The 23330-nt window shown below is 69.0% G+C and carries 24 protein-coding genes and 1 pseudogene; 12 read left to right on the top strand and 13 right to left on the bottom strand.

The genetic code is table 11. The features are described 5' to 3' along the window. Positions 1 to 8: 8 nt before the first annotated feature. The 3 genes from SAZ01S_RS11440 to SAZ01S_RS11430 form a co-directional block, all read right to left on the bottom strand. A complete protein-coding gene (locus tag SAZ01S_RS11440; RefSeq protein ID WP_084582399.1) occupies positions 9 to 1739 on the bottom strand; it encodes a heparinase II/III family protein in 1731 nt (576 codons plus the stop codon). After that, positions 1736 to 2392: a ribulose-phosphate 3-epimerase gene (gene rpe, locus SAZ01S_RS11435; RefSeq protein WP_084582398.1), complete on the bottom strand. Its 657-nt coding sequence runs from the start codon at positions 2390 to 2392 to the stop codon at positions 1736 to 1738. Before rpe ends, SAZ01S_RS11440 begins: the two co-directional genes overlap by 4 nt. 131 nt (positions 2393 to 2523) lie before the next feature. After that, positions 2524 to 3804 (bottom strand): RsmB/NOP family class I SAM-dependent RNA methyltransferase, encoded by a 1281-nt coding sequence (locus SAZ01S_RS11430; RefSeq protein ID WP_084582397.1) that lies wholly within the window; start codon positions 3802 to 3804, stop codon positions 2524 to 2526. A 113-nt stretch (positions 3805 to 3917) separates the two neighbouring features. Here SAZ01S_RS11430 and SAZ01S_RS11425 point away from each other — a divergent pair, with 113 nt between their 5' ends. After that, a complete protein-coding gene (locus tag SAZ01S_RS11425) occupies positions 3918 to 4079 on the top strand; it encodes a DUF1674 domain-containing protein (RefSeq protein WP_064511181.1) in 162 nt (53 codons plus the stop codon). Between the two features lie 351 nt (positions 4080 to 4430). Here SAZ01S_RS11425 and msrA read toward each other — a convergent pair whose 3' ends face one another. The 3 genes from msrA to pabB are packed head-to-tail and all read right to left on the bottom strand — an operon-like array spanning position 4431 to position 8157. Continuing rightward, a complete protein-coding gene (gene msrA / locus SAZ01S_RS11420; protein ID WP_084582396.1) occupies positions 4431 to 5108 on the bottom strand; it encodes a peptide-methionine (S)-S-oxide reductase MsrA in 678 nt (225 codons plus the stop codon). A gap of 48 nt (positions 5109 to 5156) precedes the next feature. Further along, positions 5157 to 6356 (bottom strand): pyridoxal phosphate-dependent aminotransferase, encoded by a 1200-nt coding sequence (locus tag SAZ01S_RS11415; protein WP_084582395.1) that lies wholly within the window; start codon positions 6354 to 6356, stop codon positions 5157 to 5159. A gap of 34 nt (positions 6357 to 6390) precedes the next feature. Continuing rightward, entirely contained in the window at positions 6391 to 8157 is a 1767-nt protein-coding gene (gene pabB, locus SAZ01S_RS11410) for an aminodeoxychorismate synthase component I (protein WP_174596107.1), read from the bottom strand. A gap of 80 nt (positions 8158 to 8237) precedes the next feature. Here pabB and SAZ01S_RS11405 point away from each other — a divergent pair, with 80 nt between their 5' ends. Continuing rightward, a complete protein-coding gene (locus SAZ01S_RS11405; RefSeq protein WP_084582394.1) occupies positions 8238 to 8918 on the top strand; it encodes an MBL fold metallo-hydrolase in 681 nt (226 codons plus the stop codon). A 129-nt stretch (positions 8919 to 9047) separates the two neighbouring features. On the opposite strand, the gene SAZ01S_RS11400 is transcribed toward SAZ01S_RS11405, so the two are convergent. Further along, positions 9048 to 9449 (bottom strand): MAPEG family protein, encoded by a 402-nt coding sequence (locus SAZ01S_RS11400; protein WP_084582393.1) that lies wholly within the window; start codon positions 9447 to 9449, stop codon positions 9048 to 9050. Positions 9450 to 9652: 203 nt separating this feature from the next. Between SAZ01S_RS11400 and rpmF the strand changes: the two genes are divergently transcribed. The 5 genes and pseudogenes from rpmF to SAZ01S_RS11375 all read left to right on the top strand — a co-directional run bounded on the left by rpmF (position 9653) and on the right by SAZ01S_RS11375 (position 12679). Continuing rightward, positions 9653 to 9832: a 50S ribosomal protein L32 gene (gene rpmF / locus SAZ01S_RS11395; RefSeq protein WP_064310610.1), complete on the top strand. Its 180-nt coding sequence runs from the start codon at positions 9653 to 9655 to the stop codon at positions 9830 to 9832. 41 nt (positions 9833 to 9873) lie between these two features. After that, positions 9874 to 10905, top strand: a complete 1032-nt coding sequence (gene plsX / locus SAZ01S_RS11390; protein ID WP_084582392.1) for a phosphate acyltransferase PlsX — start codon at positions 9874 to 9876, stop codon at positions 10903 to 10905. 22 nt (positions 10906 to 10927) lie between these two features. Continuing rightward, positions 10928 to 11899, top strand: a complete 972-nt coding sequence (locus tag SAZ01S_RS11385) for a beta-ketoacyl-ACP synthase III (RefSeq protein ID WP_084582391.1) — start codon at positions 10928 to 10930, stop codon at positions 11897 to 11899. Positions 11900 to 12038: 139 nt separating this feature from the next. Continuing rightward, positions 12039 to 12344 (top strand): annotated as a pseudogene (locus SAZ01S_RS11380) (integration host factor subunit alpha); the annotation flags it as partial. 8 nt (positions 12345 to 12352) lie between these two features. Next, a complete protein-coding gene (locus SAZ01S_RS11375; protein ID WP_084582390.1) occupies positions 12353 to 12679 on the top strand; it encodes a MerR family transcriptional regulator in 327 nt (108 codons plus the stop codon). 3 nt (positions 12680 to 12682) lie between these two features. Here SAZ01S_RS11375 and SAZ01S_RS11370 read toward each other — a convergent pair whose 3' ends face one another. From SAZ01S_RS11370 to SAZ01S_RS11360, 3 genes are all read right to left on the bottom strand, one after another. After that, positions 12683 to 13216, bottom strand: coding sequence for a SixA phosphatase family protein (locus tag SAZ01S_RS11370; RefSeq protein ID WP_084582389.1), 534 nt, complete (start codon positions 13214 to 13216; stop codon positions 12683 to 12685). Further along, the gene (locus SAZ01S_RS11365) at positions 13213 to 15939 is read right to left on the bottom strand and encodes an ATP-dependent DNA helicase (RefSeq protein WP_084582388.1); all 2727 of its coding nucleotides are present in this window, start codon (positions 15937 to 15939) and stop codon (positions 13213 to 13215) included. Before SAZ01S_RS11365 ends, SAZ01S_RS11370 begins: the two co-directional genes overlap by 4 nt. A 253-nt stretch (positions 15940 to 16192) precedes the next feature. Continuing rightward, on the bottom strand, positions 16193 to 16378 hold the full coding sequence (locus SAZ01S_RS11360) for a DUF4169 family protein (RefSeq protein WP_084582387.1): 186 nt from the start codon (positions 16376 to 16378) through the stop codon (positions 16193 to 16195). A gap of 62 nt (positions 16379 to 16440) precedes the next feature. On the opposite strand from SAZ01S_RS11360, the gene ssb reads away from it, so the two are divergent. Continuing rightward, positions 16441 to 17022, top strand: a complete 582-nt coding sequence (ssb, locus tag SAZ01S_RS11355) for a single-stranded DNA-binding protein (protein ID WP_084582386.1) — start codon at positions 16441 to 16443, stop codon at positions 17020 to 17022. Positions 17023 to 17031: 9 nt separating this feature from the next. On the opposite strand, the gene SAZ01S_RS11350 is transcribed toward ssb, so the two are convergent. Continuing rightward, entirely contained in the window at positions 17032 to 18696 is a 1665-nt protein-coding gene (locus tag SAZ01S_RS11350) for a hypothetical protein (RefSeq protein WP_139810049.1), read from the bottom strand. 190 nt (positions 18697 to 18886) lie between these two features. Between SAZ01S_RS11350 and SAZ01S_RS11345 the strand changes: the two genes are divergently transcribed. Continuing rightward, positions 18887 to 19351: a hypothetical protein gene (locus SAZ01S_RS11345; RefSeq protein ID WP_245824777.1), complete on the top strand. Its 465-nt coding sequence runs from the start codon at positions 18887 to 18889 to the stop codon at positions 19349 to 19351. Between the two features lie 4 nt (positions 19352 to 19355). Here SAZ01S_RS11345 and SAZ01S_RS11340 read toward each other — a convergent pair whose 3' ends face one another. Together SAZ01S_RS11340 and panC are read right to left on the bottom strand one after the other, a co-directional pair. Next, entirely contained in the window at positions 19356 to 19652 is a 297-nt protein-coding gene (locus SAZ01S_RS11340) for an SEL1-like repeat protein (RefSeq protein ID WP_084582384.1), read from the bottom strand. A gap of 87 nt (positions 19653 to 19739) precedes the next feature. Further along, on the bottom strand, positions 19740 to 20573 hold the full coding sequence (gene panC / locus SAZ01S_RS11335; protein ID WP_084582383.1) for a pantoate--beta-alanine ligase: 834 nt from the start codon (positions 20571 to 20573) through the stop codon (positions 19740 to 19742). Between the two features lie 80 nt (positions 20574 to 20653). Here panC and SAZ01S_RS11330 point away from each other — a divergent pair, with 80 nt between their 5' ends. The 3 genes from SAZ01S_RS11330 (at position 20654) to pgmG (ending at position 23237) form a co-directional block, all read left to right on the top strand. Beyond that, the gene (locus tag SAZ01S_RS11330) at positions 20654 to 21448 is read left to right on the top strand and encodes a division plane positioning ATPase MipZ (RefSeq protein ID WP_139810048.1); all 795 of its coding nucleotides are present in this window, start codon (positions 20654 to 20656) and stop codon (positions 21446 to 21448) included. Next, positions 21448 to 21711: a J domain-containing protein gene (locus tag SAZ01S_RS11325; protein WP_084582382.1), complete on the top strand. Its 264-nt coding sequence runs from the start codon at positions 21448 to 21450 to the stop codon at positions 21709 to 21711. Before SAZ01S_RS11330 ends, SAZ01S_RS11325 begins: the two co-directional genes overlap by 1 nt. 137 nt (positions 21712 to 21848) lie before the next feature. Further along, positions 21849 to 23237 (top strand): phosphoglucomutase/phosphomannomutase PgmG, encoded by a 1389-nt coding sequence (pgmG, locus tag SAZ01S_RS11320; protein WP_084582381.1) that lies wholly within the window; start codon positions 21849 to 21851, stop codon positions 23235 to 23237. Positions 23238 to 23330: the final 93 nt, after the last annotated feature.

The raw sequence follows: 23330 nt of genomic DNA, 5'->3' as shown, positions 1-23330 counted from the left end.
GGCAAGCCCTATTTAGACCGGTGGAACACCCAGTTGAGGCTGGCGCCGCCCGCCGGCGTCTCGCCCTGGATCACCAGCTGCTGGGTGGCGTGCGGACGGCCGCGCGCATCGATCCACAGGCTCTCCTCGATCGTCAGCGTGCCGCCCTTGGCACGGAACTGCCAGAGCATGCCCGAGGCGGTGCGCAGGATCGCGCCGTGGCCATCGGCGGTGGGTGAGGCCTCCACCTGCGGGGCGAGGTGGAAGCGCACCGCGAACGGCTTGGCGTCGATCCGGCGCTTGCCCGCGGGCAGCAGCAGATCCTCGCCGCGCAGGTCGCGCCCGTCGTGCGAGAGGGTCAGTTCGCGGCGGTGGAGCAGGCCGAAGCGGCGGACATAGCCGTCCTGCGCCGCCTCGATCCGGCTGGCATGCTCGGTCTCGTGGCGGACCAGTTCGACTTCGCTGACGCCGCGGCCGAGCGTGCCATCGGCGTGGATCGCGGTGGAGTTGCTGTCGGCCAGCGTCAGCGTCGAATGCGCGGCAGTGGTGCGCAGGCCCTGGACCAGCTCGGCGGGCAGCCGGGCATCGGCGGCGCGGCTGCCGCCGCAATTGACGACGATCCGGTCCGCGCCGTCCGAAAGCTCGAAGGCAAGGGTGGAGGCGCAGCCGGTCTGCGCCACCCGGGCGTCGGGCGGCGGGGCGGCGTCGAGGATCAGCACGGTGCCGGCGCAGGACAGTCGCTGATAGCCCCAGTCGCGCGCCTGCTTGAGCGGGCGGGTGCGGACGCCGGTCGCCTCGATCGCCTGCTCGATCACCTCGCCGCTGACCGGTGCGCAGCCCTGCCAGCTGGAGAGCCCGCCATCACCGTGGCAGACGCCGAGCAGCGCCGCGACCATGCGGTTGAGCGCCCCGAGCACGAAGGCGGGCGGCTCGATGCGGCGGGCGGCATAGGTTTCGCAGAGCAGGGTGATCAGCTGGATCGCGTCGAGCTGGCCGTCCGGCGAACGGCCGACGGTGCCGCCGTCCTCATAGACCGAGGCGGTGATCGCGCGATTTAGGCCCGCCTCGGCAAAGGCGCGGCGCGGGTCGCCGCCGGGCAGGACCAGCCCCGCGACGGTAAGGCCCGCCCAGGCGGTCAGCCGGGGCACGCCCGCCGGCACCTTGTCGGCGCTGCGGTCGAGATGGCGGGCACCCCGGGCCAGCGCGTGCATCACCCCCGAGCGATAGACCTGGTCGGTCGAGGACAGGATCAGCGGCGCATGCGCCACCCAGGCCAGGATCCGCCGGCCGACCAGGTCGGGGCGCCAGGCGGGATCGGCGACCTGCTCGCCATGCACCTTGAGCCAGCGGCGCATCAGGTCTTCGGCGATCGGCGCGCCCTGCTGGCGGGTGGCGACGCTGGAGAGGTCGCGCAGCCAGGCGAAACCCTGGAGATGCTGGGTAAAGGCGGGCGACCAGTCGGGCTTGGCAAAATCGAGCGTGTCGATCGTGCGGACCTCGCCGCACAGGCGCAGCTCGCCGTCGAGCAGGGCGTTGCCGCGCTGCGGATCGCCGAAGAACGGGTCGTCGGTGGCGGTGAGCAGCTTGAGCGGGTGCCGGCCCTTCAGCCGCATCGCGTAGAAGGGCGAGCGCCAGGCGAGGCGCTGGAAGCGGTCGGCGATCCGGTCGGCCAGCGACAGGCCGCGGTCGCCGCCCACCCGGATCAGCCGCTTGCCTTCCTCGACTCCGTCGGCGGCGGAGTCCGGCACGGACTCGGTCAAGCTCCGCGCAGGCCTGCGATATTGGCGGCATACTGGCTCGGGCCGCCGGTGAAGGTGGCGGTGCCGGCGACGAGGGCGTTGGCGCCGGCGGCGATCGCCTTGGGCGCGGTCTCGCGGTCGATGCCGCCATCGACTTCGAGGTCGATCGCGCGGCCGCTCGCCTCGATGCGGCGGCGCAGCTCGGTGATCTTGGGCAGCTGGCTCTCGAGGAACTTCTGCCCGCCGAAGCCGGGGTTGACGCTCATCACCAGGATCAGGTCGACCAGGTCCATCACATAATCGACGGCGTCGACCGGGGTCGACGGGTTGAGCACCACGCCGGCGCGCTTGCCGAGCGCCTTGATCGTCTGGAGCGTGCGGTGGAGGTGGGGGCCCGCCTCGGGATGCACCGAGATCGTGTCCGCGCCCGCTTCGGCAAAGGCGGCGAGCATGGGGTCGACCGGCGTGATCATCAGGTGCACGTCGAAATTCTTGGCCGAGTGCGGGCGCAGCGCCTTCACCACCGCCGGGCCGATGGTGATGTTGGGCACGAAATGCCCGTCCATCACGTCGACATGGATCCAGTCGGCGCCGGCGGCGTCGATGGCGCGGACTTCCTCGCCGAGCCGCGCGAAATCGGCCGAGAGGATCGAAGGGGCGATGCGGACGGACATGCTCGTCTCCTAGGGAAGGCCTGAGTCGGGCGCAACCGGAGGGGGCGGCCGCCCACCGTTTGCGCACCGCTTCTCCACAGCTTTATCCACAGCTTGCTGCGGCGTCGGGACGAAGGGCCCCGGACGTGCGATCAGCGGCGGCGGAAGCGGGCGATGAAGAAGCCGTCCAGCCCGCCTTGCGTCGCCAGCATGCCCGGCAGGACGCGGACCGACCCGTCCTCGCGGGGCGAAATGCCCGCGGGTAGCTCCTGGACGGTCGCCGGCACCAGTTCGAACTCGGGATGGGCGGTGAGGAAGGGGGCGAGATGGGCCTCGCCTTCCTTCGGCTCCAGCGAGCAGGTCGCGAAGACCAGCGTGCCGCCCGGCTTCACCCAGCCGGCGGCGCGGTCGAGCAGCTTGGCCTGGAGCTCGGCCATCTCGGCGATCAGCGAGGGGCGGACGCGGTGGAGCACGTCCGGGTGCCGGCGGAAGATGCCGGTGGCGCTGCACGGCGCATCGAGCAGCACAGCATCGGCCGGGGCGGCGGGGCTCCAGGTCAGCAGGTCGGCGGTGACGATCTGTGCCGACAGGCCGGTGCGTTCCAGATTCTCGCGCAGGCGGGCGAGGCGGTTCTCGGCGACGTCGACCGCGGTCACCTGCCAGCCGGCGGCGGCGAGCTGGAGCGTCTTGCCGCCGGGCGCGGCGCAGAGGTCGAGCACGGTGCCGGTGCCCGCACCGATCAGCCGGGCAGGGATCGAGGCGGCGAGATCCTGCACCCACCAGTCGCCCTCGGCAAAGCCGGGCAGGTCGGGGACGCTGGTGCCGGGTTCGAGCCGGGCATGGCGCGGTGCGAGGCTGGCGGCGCCTTCCACCGTCACTTCGTCAGTTTTCAGGCTGAGATCGAGCGGGGGCGGGGAGGCGATCGCCTCGCAGGCGGCCTGCACCATTGCATCACCCCAATGCGCCTGCCAGCGCAGCGCCACCGGATCGGGGAGCATCGGCAGATCGGGCAGGGTGGCGTTGCCGCGCATCAGCGTGCCGAACACGCCGTGGACCAGCTTGCGCGGGCCGCCATCGACCAGCGGCAGCACGGTGGAAATGGCGGCATGGCCGGGGGTGCCGAGTGCAATCGCCTGCACCAGCGCGATGCGCAGCGCAAAGCGGGCCTTGGCGTCGTCGGGCAGGCGCTGGCGGGTGGCGGAATCGATCAGTGCGTCGAGATCGGGCAGGCGGCGCAGCGCCTCGGCGGCGATGGCATGGGCCAGACCGCGATCGTTGGGCGCCAGGCCTTGCGCGGCGGAGTCGAGCGCCTGTTCCAGCGCGAGGCCGCGGCGGAGCACCGCATCGAGCAGCTTGAGCGCGGCGCGGCGGGCGGGGACGCCGGGGGCGTCGGGCTCGCGCTCGGCGGGGCGGCGGGTGGTCGGGCGGGCCATGGTCAGCGCACGCCCCTGCGAAGTTCTGCTCGTACGTGCGCTACCCAACCGTTCACTTGACCATGCTCCTTTGGCGGCCGACATGGGCCGGGCAACCAAGGAAGGCAATCCCGATGGGCAAGCGACCCGACCATGTGCAGCCCCCGGCCTATCTCTCGAAGAGCCCGCCGGTGCCCAAGCCCGAACCGATGCAGCGGCCCGAGAAGGATCCGCTGGAGAAGGATCCCGTCCGCTATGGCGACTGGGAGCTGAAGGGCATCGCGATCGATTTCTGAGGGCGGTGCGGGTGCCGAAGTTCAGGAAGTTTAGGCTTGTGCGCGTTTTTCGTGGGGCTGAAGTTTACGAAGTTTAGGCCCGTGCGGTTTCGGCGGGACCGAAGTTTAGGAAGTTTAGGCGCGTGCGCGGTGTCGCGCGGCATGTGGCGGGTCTTTTCGCGATCCCCATGGCGTCATCCCGGCGAAAGCCGGGATCCATTCGCCACGCGCCAACAGCAAGAGCCGCTGCGTAGCCCCAATGGATCCCGGCTTTCGCCGGGATGACGCCGTAGTTGGCGAGAGGTCGTCGAATCCAACCTTTCAAAGAGCCTGCCGAACATAGCAGGAACATTGCCTGTAGGACAGCCCTGATCAGTGGGCCAGTTGCGGGTAGGTCGAGCGGAAGGCCGCGACCTTGGGCTGGTCCCAGCGCATGATGTAGGGGTGCGTCGGGTGCTTCCAGAAGAAGTCCTGGTGATACTCTTCCGCCGGATAGAAGCCGCCGGTCTCCAGCTTCGTCGTGATCGGCTTGGCGAAGGCGTGGGCGCGGCTCAGCTGGGCGATATACGCCTCGGCGACGCGGCGTTGCTCGGCGTTCTGCGGGAAGATCGCGCTGCGATAGCTGGGGCCGCGATCGGGGCCCTGGCCACCCTTCTGGGTGGGATCGTGCGCCACCGAGAAGAAGACGCGGAGCAGCGTGCCATAGCTGACGCGGGTGGGATCATAGACGACCTTCACGGCCTCGGCATGGCCGGTCGTCTCGGTCGAGACCTGCGCATAGGTGGCGGTCGCGGCGGTGCCCCCGGCGTAACCATTGGTGACCGACTGGACGCCTTTCACCGACTGGAACACTGCCTCCATGCCCCAGAAGCAGCCGCCGGCGAATATCGCGGTCTGCGGCTTCTTCGCCTTGGAGACGTCCACCGCGGGCGGCGGCACCGCCACGGCAGTCACCTTCTCGATACGCAGCCCACCGGCCGCGATCAGCAGGAAGGCGCCGCCGGCAAGGGCGGCGAGGGAAAGCGGGAGCTTCAACGTGCTTCGGATCATGATACCCCCATATAGGGAAGAAGAAGCCCCCGCGTTACACCTGCCCGATCAGCGCAGCTCGGCGCAGGCCGTCTGGATGCGGGTGCAGGCTTCGCGGAGCAGCGCCTCGGAGGTCGCATAGCTGATCCGCATCGCCGGCGACAGACCGAACGCCGCGCCGTGCACCGCCGCCACCCGGGCGTCGTCAAGGAAATAGCCGATCATGTCCTCGTCGGTGGCGATCACCTTGCCCTTGGGCGTGGTCTTGCCGATCAGCGCGCTGAACTCGGGATAGACGTAGAAGGCGCCTTCCGGGGTCGGGCAGTGCATGCCGTCGATTTCATTCAGCATGCCGACGACGAGGTCGCGGCGCGTCTGGAAGGCGGCGGCGCGGTCCTTGAGGAAGCTCTGGTCGCCGGTCAGCGCCGCAACCGCCGCCGCCTGGGCGATCGAGCACGGGTTCGAGGTCGACTGCGACTGGAGCTTGGCGATCGCCTTGATCAGCGGCGCCGGGCCGCCGGCGAAGCCGATGCGCCAGCCGGTCATCGCATAGGCCTTGGAGCACCCGTTCACCGTCAGCGTGCGCTCGTAGAGCGACGGGCAGACCTGCGCGATGGTGGCGAATTCGAAGCCGTCGTAGAGGATGTGCTCGTACATGTCGTCGGCGAACACCCAGACATGCGGGTGGCGCTCGATCACCTCGCCCAGCGCCTTGAGCTCGGCGGCCGAATACGCCGCACCCGTCGGGTTGGACGGCGAGTTGAGGATCACCCACTTGGTCTTCGGCGTGATCGCCGCTTCGAGCTGCGCGGGGGTAATCTTGTAGGCCTGGTCGGCACCGGCGGCGATGAACACCGGCGTGCCGCCCGCGAACTGGATTACGTCAGGATAGCTGACCCAATAGGGCGCGGGCACGATCACTTCGTCGCCGGCTTCCACCGTCGCGACGATCGCGTTGAACAGCGTGTGCTTGCCGCCGACATTGATGGTGATCTGCTGCGCGGTGTAGTCGAGGCCGTTGTCGCGCTTGAACTTGGCGATCACCGCCTCCTTCAGCTCGGGCGTGCCGTCGACATTGGTGTACTTGGTCTTGCCGTCGCGAATCGCCTGGATTGCGGCTTCCTTGACGAACTCGGGCGTGTCGAAATCGGGCTCGCCGGCACCCAGGCCGATCACGTCGACACCGGCACGCTTCAGCTCGAACACGCGGCTGGTCATGGCGAGCGTGGCGGAGGGCTGGATGCGCTGGAGCGCGGCGGAGGTCTGCATGAGTCTAAGCGCCTTTTCCGGGGAAGATGCGCGCCTATAGGTCCGCTTCGGCGCCTTCCGCAACTGTAACGGCTGCAACCAGCCCGCGCAGCGCGTTGCCGAGCAGGAATCCGCCGCCAAGATCCTCCGGGCGGAGGTCGCCTTCCACCGCGCGGCCGGTGGCGAGCAGCTCGGCGCGGAGCACGCCGGGGAGCAGGCCGCGCGACAAGGGCGGCGTCACCAGCACGCCGTCGCGCGCGACGAACAGCGAGGTGAAGCTGCCCTCGGTCAGATAGCCCTCGGCATCGGTGAACAGCACCTCCCAGGTGCCGGCGGCGCGACGGGGTTCGTCATACAGCGCGCGGCGGGTGGTCTTGTGGGCGAGGCGGAAGTCCTGCGCCGGCACCGAATGGGGTACGATCCGGACCTTTACCGGCGAAGGGGGCGGCAACGGCAACGGCGAAATGCCGACCGCCACCGCGCCTGAGGGGCCGAGCAACAGCCGCACCTTCGCTGCGGTGCGCAGCCGAAAGGTCGCGGCCTGCAGCTCGTTGCGAACGACATGGCGGTCGAACGGAAAGCCGAAGGTCGCGGCGCTGGCGCGGATCCGCTCGAGATGGCGTTCGAGCAGCAGGATGCCGTCCTCGGGATCGAAGCGCATCGTCTCGATCAGGTCGAACCCACGCTCGCCGGCGGTCACGAACGCCCCCTTGGCGAGACACTCGTCCCATTCGCTGCCGGCCGAGGAGTCGGCGACGACGCCCGAGCCGAGGCCGAGCGTCGCCGGGCCCGTCTTCCCAAGCGAGAGGGTGCGGATCGCGACGTTGAACTCCGTGCTGCCATCGGCGTCGATCCTCCCTATCGAACCGGTATAGACGCCGCGGGCATCGGGTTCGACTTCGGCGATGACCTGCATGGCGCGAATTTTCGGCGCGCCGGTCACCGATCCGCAGGGGAACAACGCCGCAAGGGCGTCAACGGCCCCAAGGCCGTCCGCGAGACGTGCGGTAACCGTCGAGGTCATCTGGTGGACGGTGGGATAGGTCTCGACCTCGAAGAGCTGCGGGACCGCGACGCTGCCGGGTTCGGCCACGCGGCCGAGATCGTTGCGCATCAGATCGACGATCATCAGGTTTTCGGCGCGCTGCTTGGGATCCGCGGCGAGGTCGCGGGCAAGCGCGGCGTCGACGGCCGGGTCGGGGTCCCTGGCGGCGGTGCCCTTCATCGGGCGGGCGGTGAGGGTGCCGTTCTCCAAGCTGAAGAACAGCTCGGGCGAGAGGCTGAGCAGCCAATGGTCGCCGGTCGCGACCAGCGCGCCATGGCCGGCGGTCGAGCGGGCGCGGAGCAACGCGTAGAGCGCGGCCGGATGGCCGGCGACCGGCACCTCGGCGCGGAAGGTGAGGTTCACCTGATAGATGTCGCCGGCTTCTATATACGCGCGCGCGTGGGTGAAGGCGTGGTCATAGGCGGGGCGGTCGAGGCGGGGGCGGGGGCGTCCGGCCCAGGCGCCCTTCGGATCGGGCAGAAGCCCCGGGACTTCGTCCGCACGCAGGCGGCGGTGGCCGCGAAACAGGCCGAACCAGAGCAGCGGGCCTTGCGGATCACGGGCAGGGGCGGCGGGTTCGAGCGCGCTGCCGGCCGCATAAGCGAGCCAGCCTGCGGCATCGAAGCCCTGCGCTGCGGCGCTGCGAAGCCGGTCCAGCGCGGGGGCGACGTCCGCCAGGCGATGCGCGACCACGATCTCGACGGGATCGACATAGAGCCGCGCGCCGCCATCGGGGCGCGCGTCGTCAAGCAGGACGAAGGGGGGACGTACGGCCATCAGCCCTTTGGAATGCAGAGACGCGGAGCGAAGGGCAAGCCTTGGTTGCCGCGCTCGCGGCGGCGCGGTAGCGAGGGGCCATGGCTTCCGATCCCAACGCTGCCCAGCCGCCGCTCCGCGCGGCGATCGTGCCGGTCACCCCGCTCCAGCAGAACTGCACGCTGCTCTGGTGTACGAAGACGATGCGCGGCGCGTTCGTCGATCCCGGCGGCGATCTCGACCGGCTGCGCGCGGCGGCCCAGCAGCACGGGGTGACGATCGAGAAGCTGCTGATCACCCACGGCCATATCGACCATTGCGGCTCGGCCGGCCTCTTCGCCGAGGAACTGGGCGTGCCGATCGAGGGCCCGCACGAGGCCGATCGCTACTGGATCGCGCGGCTGGAGGATGACGGCCGTGCCTATCACGTGCCGGGCAAGCCGTTCGAGCCGGATCGCTGGCTGGTGCAGGGCGATCAGGTGACGGTGGGCGACCTGGTGCTCGACGTCTATCACTGCCCCGGCCACACCCCGGGCCATGTCGTGTTCCACCATCCCGAATCGCAGCTGGCGATCGTCGGCGACGTGCTGTTCCAGGGCTCGATCGGCCGGACCGACTTTCCCTTGGGCAACCATCAGGATCTGATCGACGCGATCACCACCCGGCTTTGGCCGCTGGGGGACGAGACCGTGTTCGTCCCCGGGCACGGCCAGCCGAGCACTTTCGGCCAGGAGCGGCGCACCAACCCGTTCGTCGCCGATTCGGTGCTGGCGCGGGCGTGAACGCTTCCCCGCATTTCATGCGTCATCCCGGCGGAAGCCGGGATCCATTCGCCACTCGGTTCCAGCAAGAACTGCAACGGCGACCCCAATGGATCCCGGCTTTCGCCGGGATGACGGTTGCGGTGGAGATCAATGGAGCGGGTTCGAGCCCGTATAGCCAAGCCATGCAGCGTAGAGGCCCAGCCCCGCGACGATCAGGAAGGTGATCCCCGCGCCGGCCTCGCGGCCGCGCATCCAGCCGTCCATGCCGATGCCGTGCAGCACGCGCCCGAGCAGATACAGCGCGGCGACCGCCCAGAGGTACAGGCTCGATCCCTGCGCCAGCTCGATCAGGCCGATCAGGATCAGCACGAAGGGCGTATATTCGACGAAGTTCATCTGCGCGCGCATGCGCGCGAGGAGTCGCGGGCTGCCGCCATCGCCGGTCGCGATCCGCTCCGCACGGCGAATCTGGATGACGCGAATCGCCAGCCACAGGTTGAGCAGCGCCGCGGCGCCCGCGCTGGTGAGTGTAACCGGCAGAAAAAACATCGCGTCCCCCAGGTGAAACAGGCCAAAACCCCTGCCATGCGCGGCTTCTGCTTGCAACGCGGACGAGAATCGCTATACGCGCGGGCTCGCTTCGTGACCTGTCCGCTGGTCCGGCGAGCGGCCGGCCTAGCCGTCGCTTGCCCGAACAACCCTGTGGGCGTATCGCGACTTATTGATTCATTTAGCTTGTTGAAGGTGCCGAAATGGCCGTTCCTAAGAGAAAGACCTCGCCGTCGAAGCGTGGCATGCGTCGGTCGCACGATTCGCTGACCGTCGAATCGTTCCAGGAGTGCCCGAACTGCGGCGAACTCAAGCGTCCGCACAACCTGTGCAACGCGTGCGGCCACTATAACGGCCGCGAAATCGTTTCGGTCGAGGGCTGAACGACGTTTCGCAACGAAGGCCGCAACGGGGGGTTGCCGGTATGACTGTTCCCTCGCGGATCGCCGTCGATGCAATGGGCGGCGACGAGGGGGTCTCCGTCATGCTCGCCGGCGCCGCACGTGCACGTCGCCGCTTCGAGGGGATGGAGTTTCTTCTCGTCGGCGACGAGTCGCGCATTCGTGACGGCCTGAAGGCGCATCCGAACCTGGCAGCCGCGTCGGAGATCGTCCACGCGGCCGAAATCGTTGCGTCCGACGCCAAGCCGAGCCAGGCGATCCGCCGCGCCAAGACCACGTCGATGGGTATCGCCATCGATCTGGTGAAGCAGGGCCGTGCCGGCGCGGCCGTCTCTTCGGGCAACACCGGCGCACTCATGGCCATGGCCAAGCTGTCGCTCCGCACCATGGCGGGGATCGACCGGCCGGCGCTCGCCGCGCTGATGCCGTCGCTCGGCGCCAACGACACGGTGATGCTCGATCTCGGCGCCAATACCGAGGTGGACGAGCGCAACCTCGTCCAGTTCGCGGTGATGGGCGCGGCCTATGCGCGCACCGCGCTCGATCTCGCGCGCCCGCGCGTGGCGCTGCTCAACATCGGCACCGAAGAGATGAAGGGCACCGACAGCATCCGCGATGCTGCCGCCCAGCTGCGTGCGGCGACGCACCTGCCGCTCGAATTCACCGGCTTCATCGAAGGCAACCGGCTGTCGCGCGGCGATGTCGACGTGATCGTCTGCGACGGCTTTTCAGGCAATATCGCGCTCAAGACCGCCGAGGGCACCGCCCGCTTCGTCGCCGATCTGCTGCGCCGCGCGTTCAGTTCCTCGCTGCGCTCGAAGCTCGGCTTCCTGATTTCCAAGCCGGCGACCGAGCTGCTCCGCCACCATCTCGATCCAAACAACCATAATGGTGCCGTTTTCCTCGGGCTGAACGGGATCGTCGTCAAAAGCCATGGCGGGGCGAACGAAATCGGGGTGGATACCGCGATCGGTTTTGCCGCCAAGATGGTACGCGACGAACTGACCCGGCGCATTGCCGAGGATCTGGGGAACTTCGAGGCCAAGGCCGCGTAAGTACGAGGTAAGAAGGGGTCGCATGACCGTACGTTCGGTGATTCTCGGCACGGGTTCCGCCCTGCCGGCACAGCGTGTTTCCAACGCGGAGCTGGCGGAGCGCGTCGATACCAGCGACGAATGGATCGTCGAGCGGACCGGGATCCGCTTCCGCCACATCGCCGGGCCGGACGAGACGACCGGCACCCTGGCCGCCGATGCGGCCCGCGCCGCGCTGGCATCGGCGGGCATCGCCGCCAGCGACATCGACCTGATCGTGCTCGCCACCGCGACGCCGGACCAGACCTTTCCCGCCACGGCAACACGCGTCCAGCACGCGCTCGGAATCCTCGACTGCGTGTCGTTCGACGTCGCGGCGGTGTGCTCCGGCTTCCTCTATGCGGTGCAGGTCGCCGATTCGATGCTCCGCGCCGGCGTGCATCGCCGGGCGCTGGTGATCGGCGCGGAGACATTCAGCCGGATCCTTGACTGGGAAGACCGCACCACCTGCGTGCTGTTCGGCGACGGCGCCGGTGCGATCGTGCTCGAGGCGCAGGATACCGAAGGCGATGCGCCGCAGGGCATCCTCGCCACCAAGCTGCACGCCGATGGCCGCTACAATGACCTGCTCTATGTCGATGGCGGGGTGTCGACCACCGGCACCGTCGGCAAGCTGCGGATGAAGGGGCGCGAGGTGTTCCGCCACGCCGTCGTCAACCTCGCCGCGGTGATGAACGAATCGCTGGCGATGGCGGGCCTGCAGCCGGGGGATGTCGACTGGGTGGTGCCGCACCAGGCCAATGCCCGCATCCTCGACGCTACCGCCCGCAAGCTCGATCTGGCGCCGGAGAAGGTGATCGTCACCGTCGATCGCCACGCCAACACCTCGGCCGCCTCGGTACCACTCGCTTTGGATGTTGCAGTGCGAGACGGACGGATCCAGCGCGGTGATCTGTTGGTTCTGGAAGCGATGGGCGGCGGCTTCACCTGGGGTGCCGCTGTCATCCGGTTCTGAATGGGCGTATTTACCATGCCCATTTTGGACCAATTACGTGTTTTTCCAGAATATGTCTGAGGCGTTGCTACGGGTTGAACATCAACCTTGATAGCGCGTAACGTTCTGGTACGGACAATATCAGGTAACGAAAGGAACTGCGGAAATGACTGCTGCGGGTACGTTGACCAGGGCGGACCTGGCCGAATCGCTGCATCGCGAAGTGGGGCTTTCGCGAGCGGATGCATCGCGAATCGTCGAGCAGATCCTCAAGCACATGTGCGAGGCGCTGGCCAAGGGCGAGAACGTCAAGATCTCGGGCTTCGGCAGCTTCGTGCTCCGCGACAAGGGCGAACGCGTCGGCCGCAATCCCAAGACCGGGGTGGAAGTGCCGATCGCGCCCCGCCGCGTGCTCACCTTCCGTGCCAGCCAGATGATGCGCGACCGCATCGTCTCGGCCCGCTGAGAAACGCCATGCCGGCGACCGAAAAGGCCGCCGGCGCGTTGCGGACCATTGGTGAGCTAGCCGCAGAAATCGGCAGGCCCCAGCATATCTTGCGCTATTGGGAAACGCGTTTTCCCCAGCTGAAGCCGCTCACCCGTGCGGGCAACCGCCGGTATTACCGACCCGAAGACGTGGCGCTGGTGCGCCGCATCCATCATCTCCTCAGCCAGGAAGGCTATACGATCCGCGGCGTCCAACGGCTGCTGGCGGAGGAAAAGGCGGCGCGCAAGGGCCGCGGGACCGAGCTGAAAGCCATCCGCGATTCGCTGGCCGAAGCGCTGGACGAGGATCGCTGAGCCTCAGGCATCGGGCCCGAGGCTGGGATCGAGATCGCGCGGACGCACGAACCGGACGAGTTCGGCTTCCGCGCGGGAGGCGTCGCGCCAGTGCGCGATGTCGAAGCGGAGTTCGGCCAGCGTCGCGGTGGGGAATTTCTCCTCCACCGCGTCGCGCAGCTGCCCGGGCGCGCGCACGCGGTCGAGCACCAGCTCCTCCAGCCCCGGATTATGGCCCGAGAGCAGCACCGTGGCGGCCGTATCGGGCAGTGCCTCGATCGCGTCGAGCAGCGTGCCCAGCGAGGCGAGGTACAATTTCTGATCCCAAACGGGTTCGATCGCGGCGCCATAGCCATGGGCGACCTGCGCCAGCGTCTCCTTCACGCGTGCGGCGGGTGAGGCGATCGCGTGATCGAAGCGCAGGCCCTGGCCGTGCAGATAGCGGCCCATCGCCACGGCGGCGCGCTGCCCCTTGGGGTTGAGCGGCCGATCGAAATCGCGCGCGACCGGATCGTCCCAACCGGACTTGGCGTGACGGAGGACGAGAAGGGTCTTCATGCTTCCCCGATGGTGGCGCTGGCGGTTGCGCCCGTCTCATGCCGCAAGCCGGGCCCCAAGGAAAGCCGAACCCGTTCGACCGCGACATCGAGCGTGGTGCGGGTGATCCGCGTGCCCGGCGGAAACGCATCGAGCAGTCGCGACGGGGTGGCGGCGGAGAGCAGCACGAAGGCGCCGCGATCGTCGGCCCGGCGAATCAGCCGGCCGAAGGCCTGGGCAAGCCGGGCGCGGACGATGCGATCGTCATAGGTCGAGCCGCCGCCGGCCAGCCGCCGCGCGGCATGGAGCACGCTCGGCTTGGGCCAGGGCACGCCCTCCATCACCACCAGCCGCAGCGAATCGCCGGGTACGTCGACACCGTCGCGCAGCGCATCGGTGCCGATCAGCGAGGCGCGCGGATCGTCGCGGAAGATGTCGACCAGCGTGCCGGTGTCGATCGGGTCGACATGCTGGGCGAGCAGCGGCAGCCCGTCGCGGGCCAGCCGGTCGGCGATGCGGGCATGGACCGCGCGCAGCCGGCGGATCGCGGTGAACAGCCCGAGCGTGCCGCCCCCGGCCGCGGCGATCAGCCGGGCATAGGCATTGGCGAGCGCAGGCATGTCGCCGCGCTTGACGTCGGTGACGATCAGCACCTCGGCCTGGTTGGGATAGTCGAACGGGCTCTTCGCCGCGAAGCGCTGGGCGGGGCGGAGCAGGTGCGTGCTGCCCGAGCGTGCTTCGGCGACGTCCCAGTCGCCGCCGGCGCGCAGTGTCGCCGAGGTGACGAGCACGCCGTGCGCGGGCTCCAGCACGGTCTTGGCGAGCGGCTTGGCGGGATCGAGCCAGTGGCGGTGCAGGCCGATATCGAACTCGCGGCCCTCGACCCGGTCGACCGCCAGCCAGTCGACGAATTCGGGATCGGCCGGCCCCCCGATCCGGGCGATCAGCGCCAGCCAGGCGCCGACCGTATCCACCCGCCAGCCAAGCGAGGCGATCGCGCCCTCGATGCGCGCGCGGGCCGGGCCGTCCATCCAGTCGGGTGCCTCGGCGAGCACTGCCTCCAATCGGCGGCCGAGCACCACCATCGGGCGGAGCAGCGCGTCGAGCGCGGCGGTGGCGTTGCCCGCCGCTTCGACCAGCGCGGCATCGGGTTCGGTGAGTTCGGTCTCCAGGCCATAGCCCGCGTCGGCCGAGCCATTGGCGTCGCGGGCATAGACCAGGCCGCGGACCGCCGCGAGCAGCGCCTCGATCGGGCCGAAGGGCTCGCCCTCGTTCAGTCGCTGGAGCCAGCCGTCGCTTGGCAGCGCGCGCGCGGCGTCGACCGCTTCGGCAATGGCGCGGCCGCCGGCATCGTCGTAGCTGGCGACGTCGGACAGGCGGGCGGCGAGGCCCCGGCGACGTCCGCGCGAACCGGATTCGGGACCGGTCAGCCACCGCCGCAGCTCGATCGATTCCTGTCCCGTGAGCGCGACCGAGAACATCGCGTCGGCGGCATCGAACAGGTGATGGCCCTCGTCGAACACATAGCGGGTGGGGCGCGTCTGGTTCTCGCGACCCCGCGCCGCGTTGACCATCACCAGCGCATGGTTGGCGATGACGATGTCGGCATCGGCGCTGGCCCGGGCGGCACGCTCGATGAAGCATTTCCGATAGTGCGGGCAGCCGGCATAGATGCACTCGCCGCGCCGATCGGTGAGCGCGGTCGATCCGTTGCGGCGGAACAGCGTCGGCAGCCAGCCGGGCAGGTCGCCCCCGACCATGTCGCCGTCCGCCGTGTACGCCGCCCAGCGCGCGACCAGCTGGGCGAGGATCGCCGCGCGCCCGGCGAACCCGCCCTGCAGCGCGTCCTCCAGGTTGAGCAGGCAGACATAATTCTCGCGCCCCTTGCGGGTGACGATCCGCGCGCGGCGCTGCACGGGATCGGGGAACAGCCGCTCGCCTTCGTTGCCGAGCTGGCGCTGCAGCGCCTTGGTGAAGGTGGAGACCCAGACCGGCCCGCCCGACTTCTCCGCCCAAAGCGAGGCAGGGGCGAGATAGCCGAGCGTCTTGCCGATCCCGGTACCCGCCTCGGCCAGCACCAGGTTGGGCGTATCGGGCACGCTGCGCGGGGCGAAGGCCTGGGCAGCGGCCTCGGCATAGTCGCGCTGGCCCTGGCGGCGCTCGGCGGTGGCGCCGGTCAGGCGGGCGAGGCGCTCGGCGACCTCCGCGGGCTCCAGCGTGATCATGCGCGGCGCGGGGCGGGGGGCGCCTTCCTCCCATTCGGGCAGTTTCGAGAACAGCCAGCGTTCGGCGCGCTCGGGCTTGGCGATGCGCTGGCCGAGCGCGGCGCTCCACGGCCAGCGCAGCCGGCCGAGCGATTGCAGCCCGTGCCAGGCGCCCTCGCGCTCGAGCCAGTTGGTCTCGGCGAGCGCGAGCAGCGCGGCGGCGGCGTCGCGCAGCAGGGCGGCGACCTGGGCGTCGTCGCTCGGTGGCTCGAGGCCGCAGGCGCGGGCGAGGCCCTTGGGCGTCGGCACCATGAACTGGGCGGGGCGGAGAAAGGCGAACAGCTCGAGCAGGTCGAGCCCGCTCAGCTCCGGATGGCCGAGCCGCTGGCCGACCAGCGGGGCGTTGAGCAGCAGCACCGGCGTATCGGCGGCGATCCGGATCGCCTCGCCCCGGCTCAGCCCGCGCGTGCCCTCGGCCGTGGCGATCCACACGCCCGAATGGCTGGCGTGAAGCGCAGGATAGGGGAGCGGCGGCAACATTGGACGGGATACTTGTACACGATGCGTTCCGCTTTGACAGCGGCAATGCGGTGGGGCGTGGGCGCGACGTTGGCGGTGCTGCGGATACGGGTCCGTCCAAACGCCCCGCGTCATTCCCGCGAAGGCGGGAATCCATTTGCCAGGACGCTGGTGAAAAGAGCCGTCGATTCAGCGCCAATGGATCCCCGCCTTCGCGGGGATGACGAAATGGGGAGGGAGAGGCGGGCGCTATTCTCCGGACCGCGGATCCGCCTCAATCCTCCGGCGTCTCGCGCTTGGCCTGGTCGAGCGTCCGCACCTTGCGTTCCGCCTCCGCCGCATCCCGCGCCTTTTCCGCCTTGGTGCGGCCGAAGCGCGCGCGGTTGGCCTCGGCTCGCGACTGGGCGGTCGCTTTCGCTCTCGCTTTTCTCGCTTTGTTCAGGTTAAGGATGTCGGCCATAGCTGAGTCTTTCTAGCGCCCCTGCATGCGGGCGCACCATCGTATATCGGAGTTTTTGCGGCATGGCGGGCAGCGTCAACAAGGTGATCCTCGTCGGCAATCTGGGGCGCGACCCCGAGAGCCGGGCGTTCCAGAATGGCGGCAAGGTGGTCGAGCTGCGCATCGCCACCTCGGAGAGCTGGAAGGATCGCAACAGCGGCGAGAAGCGCGAGAAGACCGAGTGGCACACGGTGAAGATCTTCTCCGAGGGCCTCGCCAATGTCGCCGAGCGCTATCTGCGCAAGGGCAGCAAGGTCTATCTCGAGGGGCAGCTGCAGACCCGCAAGTGGCAGGACCAGAGCGGTGCCGACCGCTATTCGACCGAAATCGTGCTGCAGGGCTTCAACGCGCAGATGGTGCTGCTCGATGGTCCCGGCGGCGGCCAGGGCGCCGGCATGGGCGGCGGCCGTAGCAGCGGCGGCGGCGACGATTGGGGCGGCGACGACTCGTTCGGCGGCGGTGGCGGCGGCTTTGGCGGCGGTGCGCCGGCCGGCCGCGGCGGCAATAATTTCAACGGCGGCGGCCAGCGCAGCGGCGGCGCGAACAGCGGCGGCGGCTTCGGCGGTGGCTTCCCCGACGATCTCGACGACGACGTGCCGTTCTGATCGACGGCCTCAGCGGCCTGCGCCCCCGGGCGCGGCGCAGGGCCGCCACACTTCCAGCGCCCGCTCCTCCCACCAGAACGTCATGCGCGGCAATCGGGTCGCGCAATAGGCGCCGCGATGCGCGGCCAGCCAGCGCGCCGGACCTGAGGGTGCGAACAGCGGCAGCGCCGGCACCACGAACCAGGCCCGGGCCCGCTCGGCTTCGCTGAGGCGATCCCAGACCACGTCCGGCCAGCTGGCCGTCGCCGGATTGAGCCAGAGCAGCACCGGCGCCTTCGCCCCCAGCGCTGCGGCGACGCCCGGCCCCGTTCCCGAGAGATCGACCAGCAACGCACCCTGCGCCTGGCCGTGCGCGCCGTTCAGGAAATCGGCGGTTTCGGCATCGACCAGCAGGCGGCTGCCGGTGATCGGGTGCGTCACCGGGATCTGCTGGGCGAACAGCGAGTCCGGCAGGCTGTAGGGCGACAGCGCGGCGGCGAGCAGCAGCAGCGGCGCGGCGGCGAGGCTCAGCGCATAGGCGCCCGCCTGCCGCCAGCGGACGGGGTCCTCCCCCGCGAGGCGGAACAGCGCGAGCAGCGGGAACACCATGCTGAAATCGAGCTGGGCCCATTGGTTGTTGAACGTGCCCAGCGCCACCGCGAAGGGCGCGACGAGCAGCAGCGCGATCAGCAGCGCGTCCGCCCGTGCGACCAGCGCGGCATAGCCGGCGGCGATGAGCAGCAGCGCGAGGCCTGGAAATTCAGGAATGCCGCCATCAAGGGCATCGGGAATCGTCGTCGCCACGTAGAGCAGCGCACAGGCGATGCCGCAATGGCCCAGCCAGATCGCCCAGCGCGTGCGCCGCAGTACCAGCGCGCCGGCGACCGCCAGGGCGGCGGCGGAGAGCAGCGGGGGGACCGCCGCCCAGTCGCCCAGAATCTTGATCGGCAGGTGCGTCGGCGTGTTGGGCAGCGCGAGGATGTGCTGGCTGGCGGCGATGCGGGCGAGCAGCGCCGGGATCTGCCGCAGCGGCAGGAACAGGTTGATCAGCAGCGCGGCGAGGATGAGCGCGGCGAGCAGCGCGACGCTACGCCAGCGATGGCGTCGGAGGGCCAGGCCGGCGAGGACGAGCAGCAACACGCCGCTCAGCGCGAACAGCGGCGGCTTGGCGAAGGCGGCGGCGCACAGCCCGCAGGCGATCGCCACCACCGCCAGGCGGCTGCCGGGCGCGGGCGTCTGGTGCCGCAGCAGCGTCGCGACTCCTGCCAGCACCAGCATCGCGCCGATATTCGCCGCCGAATTGTAGCTCGGCGTGAGGATCCACGGGAAGTAGATGACCAGCGCCGCGCCGGCCCCGAACAGCGCGAAGCGCCCGCGCTGCGCAACCCGGGGTGCTACGCCGCCGCCGAGCAGCGCCCCGGCCAGTGCGGTGATCGCGAACCCGGTGAGCCGATAGCGCGCGACGTCGCCGCCGAGCAGCACATACAGCGGATGCAGCAGATAGCCGAACGGCTGGTAGAGCAGCGGATAGGCCTCGGGATCGCGCGCCCAGACGAGGTAGAAGATCTCGTCGGTCAGGTCGATGCCGCGGCCGGCGCCGTAGAGCAGCAGCCCGCCGCTCAGCAGCAGCGCAAGCACGGTCGCGACGAGCAGCGGGATGGCGTGCGCTTTTGCGGCCGGCGACTCGGCGGGCATGCCCGTGCTGTCCTGATGTCGTGCGACCATATCCCCCCGGTGCGCCGCCGTGTGCGGTTCGGCGCCGGTTCCTCGCTAGACCAAGGGCGACGACGCGTCAGCCGCTTTTGCTCGCCGCGGGAGCAAAGTCGCGCGCGCGCCGTTGCTGGCATGGCGCCGGTGCAATGAACCGTGCCGGAAAGAGGGTGGAATGCGAAGCGGTACGCGCCAGATGGCGGCAGCGATGGCGATTGTGATGCTGGCAGCATGCGGGCGCGGCGGGGAGACGAGTACCGACGATCCGGTCGGTCAGAACGTCGCCTCCGCGGCGGCGGCCGGGGTGCCGGCCAATGTCGCGGCCGCGATCGATTGCAGCAACAAGCCCGATTTCGTGCCGGTCTATGCCGGTGCCACGATTCTCAGCTGCACCGCTGCGCCCGATGGGCTGGCGGGGCGGCACGTCAGCGGCAACCTTGTCTACGAGACCGACGCATCCGAGAAGCAGGTGCTCGGATGGTCGCGCGCCCAGGCCAATGCCTCGGGCCTGAAGTTCCGGCATGCCACCGGCTTCAGCTACGAGGCAGGCGAGGAAGGCGAACGCAGCCTGCGCGTGGTGGTCGACAGCCATGCCGGCCGCACCCGCGTCTCGATCAACTGGGGCCAGAAGGCCAGCTGAAGGATCAGGCCGCGCGGCTCTCCAGCCCGCGCAGCCAGGCACGGGCGGCCTTCTGCGCTTCGATGATCTCGCGGGCGGTCATGTCTTCGGCGATTTCGGCGCGGCAGGCCTGGGCCTCGGTGCTGCCGGTCATCGCGGCGATGTTGAACCATTTATGCGCTTCGACCAGATCGATCGTAACGCCTTCGGCGCCGCTCGAATAGACGACGCCCAGGTCGAAACAGGCATCGGCGCTGCCACGCGTTGCATCGCGCAGACGGCTTTCGATCAGAAATCGGGCACTCTTTTCACTGTTCGCCATCGCGACATTCCCCGTTCGACTCCTTCGTAGGCGCCGAATTTGGGGAAGAACGGACAATAAAAGGTTAAGCGCCTTAACCGTAATAGTTCAGAGGACGGGGATATTGTCGATCAGCCGGGTGCCGCCGATCCGCGCGGCGGCGAGCAGCCGCATCGGCCGGCCCTCGATCGGGTCGCCGAGCGACTCGCCATCGACCAGCGCGACATAGTCCACCTCGAACCCGGCGGCGGCGAGCGACTCCCGCGCCTGGGCCAGCGCCGCCGCGCGGTCGCCGCCCTCGCCGATCGTCTTGGCCGCGGCACCAAGCGCCCGCGGCAGGGCGACCGCGCGGGTGCGATCCTCGGGCATCAGATAGGCGTTGCGCGACGAGAGGGCGAGGCCGTCATCCTCGCGCTGGGTGGGCACGCCCTGGATCTCGATCCCCATGTCGAGGTCGGTGACCATCCGGCGAATCACCTGAAGCTGCTGCCAGTCCTTCTCGCCAAACAGCGCGACGTCGGGGCGGACCTGGTGGAACAGCTTCGAGACCACCGTCGCCACGCCGTCGAAATGGCCGGGGCGGTGCGCGCCGTCGAGCGGCTCGCTGACGCCCGCGACTCGCACGCTGGTGGCGAAGCCTTGCGGGTACATGATCTCGGGCGTCGGCATCCACAGCAGGTCGACGCCGGCATTGGCCAGCATCCGCGAATCGGCCTGCTCGCGGCGCGGATATTTGGCCAAGTCCTCGTTGGGACCGAACTGGATCGGATTGACGAAGATCGACACGATCACGCGGGTGCCAGCGCGCTTGGCCGCCTCGACCAGCGCCATATGCCCGTCATGCAGCGCGCCCATGGTGGGCACGAAGGCCAGCCGGGCGCCTTCGCTGCGGAAGGCGTCCAGCGCCTGGCGAAGATCGTCGATCTGGCGAACGGTTTGCACGCTTGGGCACTTTCGATATGAACGGAAGCGGGGCCTTCTATGGGGGGGAGGCCGCCCGATCAAGTGAAGGAATAGCTGCGTTGAATCAGCCCGCCAAACGACTGCATGTGCTGGTTTTTGCCAATGAAAAGGGCGGCACGGGCAAGTCGACCACCGCGGTGCACGCGGCGATTGCGCTGGCGGCGAAGGGCGCGCGCGTCGCCTGTTTCGACCTTGATCACCGCCAGCGGACGATGGGCCGCTACCTCGACAATCGTCGCGCGACGATGCGCCGCACGGGGCGCGAGCTGCCGATGCCGGTCTATGAGACGCATGACGGCGAGAGCATGGATTTCTTCACCGACACGCTCGATCGGCTGGGCGAACATGCCGATTTCCTGGTGATCGACACGCCCGGCCGCGACGACAAGTTCGCCCGCATCTCGGTCACCAATGCCGACACGCTGGTCACGCCGATGAACGACAGCTTTGTCGACTTCGATCTGATCGGCCAGGTCGATCCCGACACGTTCCGGGTGACGAGCCCAAGCTTCTATTCCGAGATGATCTGGGAATCGCGCAAGCGCCGCGCCAAGGCCGATGGCGAGACGATCGACTGGGTCGTCCTGCGCAATCGTATGCAGCACATCGAGGCGCGCAACATGAAGCGCGTGTCCGAAGCGATCGACCAGCTGTCGAAGCGCGTCGGCTTCCGGGTGATCTCGGGCCTGTCCGAGCGGGTGATCTATCGCGAACTGTTCCCGCAGGGGCTGACCATGCTCGATTCGCGCGAGTTCGGCGAGATGGGGCTGAGCCATGTGGCGGCGCGGCAGGAACTGCGCGAGATGATGGCGGGGCTGGCGCTGCCCGACGTTTCCGCGCCGCTGTTCGCCTGATGGCGAAGTTCCTCCTCGCCGCGGCGGTGCTCTACATCCTGTGGCGTTGGCTGCAGCCGAAGCAGCAGACGCCGGTCGCGCCGCCGCCACGGCTGGGCGAGAGCGAAGCGCGTGCGATCCTGGGGATCGATGCCGCCGCCGGTCCAGACGAAATCCGCGCGGCGCATCGGCGGCTGGTCTCGGCGCTCCACCCCGATCGGGGTGGATCCGCCGAACTTACCCGACGGATCAATCTCGCCCGCGACACGTTGCTGCGGGGCTGAGGTTCGTCCTCGACATGTAACTATTTGCGGGCAACGATGTTGCACTGCAAAATTCCTTATCACGCTGCCTCGAACGGCTTGAAACTTCCTGTCGAGTCGCGGAAGAGGCACGCATCTTTACCTTCGGGAGGGCATGAATGACGCACCGTTTCGATCCGACGTCGCTGCGCGAATACGACATCCGCGGAATCGTGGGGAAGACGCTGGGTCCGGACGACGCCCGTGCGATCGGCCGCGGTTTCGCGACGCTGCTGCGCCGCGCCGGCGGCCGCCGGGTGGCGGTGGGCCGCGACGGCCGCATCTCCTCGCCGATGCTCGAGGCCGCGCTGATCGAGGGCCTGACCGCGTCGGGATGCGACGTGGTGCGCACCGGCATGGGGCCGACGCCGATGCTATATTATGCCGAGGCAACGCTGGAGGTGGATGGCGGCATCCAGATTACCGGCAGCCATAATCCCGGCAATTACAATGGCTTCAAGATGGTGTTCCAGCACCGCTCGTTCTTCGGCCAGGACATCCAGACGCTGGGCAAGATGGCGGCGGAAGGCGATTGGGACGAGGGCGACGGCACCGAGACGGTGACCGATGCCGATATCGAGGATCTCTATGTCGGCCGCCTCGTCGCGGGCTATGCCGGCGGTTCCTACAAGATCGGCTGGGACGCCGGCAACGGCGCCGCCGGCCCGGTGATCGAGAAGCTCGTCAAGCTGCTGCCGGGCGAGCACCATACGCTGTTCACCGATGTGGACGGTAATTTCCCCAACCATCATCCCGATCCTACCGAAGAGAAGAATCTCGCCGATCTGAAGAAGCTCGTCGCCGAGAAGAACCTCGATTTCGGTCTCGCTTTCGATGGCGACGGCGATCGGCTGGGCGCGATCGACGGCCAGGGCCGGGTGGTATGGGGCGACCAGCTGCTCGCCATCCTCGCCGAGCCGGTGCTGCGCATCGATCCGGGCGCGACGATCATCGCCGACGTCAAGGCCAGCCAGGCGCTCTACGACCGGATCGCCGAGCTCGGCGGCAACCCGGTGATGTGGAAGACCGGCCACAGCCTGATCAAGACCAAGATGAAGGAAACCGGCGCCCCGCTCGCCGGCGAGATGAGCGGCCACATCTTCTTCGCGCAGGACTATTACGGCTTCGACGACGCCCAGTACGCGGCGATCCGCCTGATCCAGGCGGTGCACGTGATCGGCAAGTCGCTCACCCAGATCAAGGACGAGATGCCGGCGATGGTCAACACGCCGGAGATGCGCTTCCAGGTCGACGAGAGCCGCAAGTTCCCGGTCGTCGAGGAAGTGCTCGACCGGCTGGAGGCGGACGGCGCCGAGGTCGATCGCACCGACGGCGCGCGGGTCAACACGCCCGACGGCTGGTGGCTGCTGCGCGCCTCGAACACCCAGGACGTGCTGGTGGCGCGCGCCGAGGCGAAGAACCAGGAAGGGCTCGATCGGCTGATGGCGCAGATCGACGACCAGCTGGCCAAAAGCGGCATCGTCCGCGGCGAGCAGGCGGCGCATTGATGTGGCCTCCCTCTCCCCACCGGGGAGAGGGAGGGGCCCGCTGCCGAAGGCAGTGGGAGGGAGAGGGGCATAACGAGGTGCTGCCTCGCGCGG

The organism is Sphingomonas azotifigens NBRC 15497, assembly GCF_002091475.1.
Taxonomy (GTDB): Bacteria; Pseudomonadota; Alphaproteobacteria; order Sphingomonadales; family Sphingomonadaceae; genus Sphingomonas; species Sphingomonas azotifigens.
Note: the sequence above shows the minus strand (reverse complement) of the source record. Positions and strands in the feature narration are given on the sequence as shown.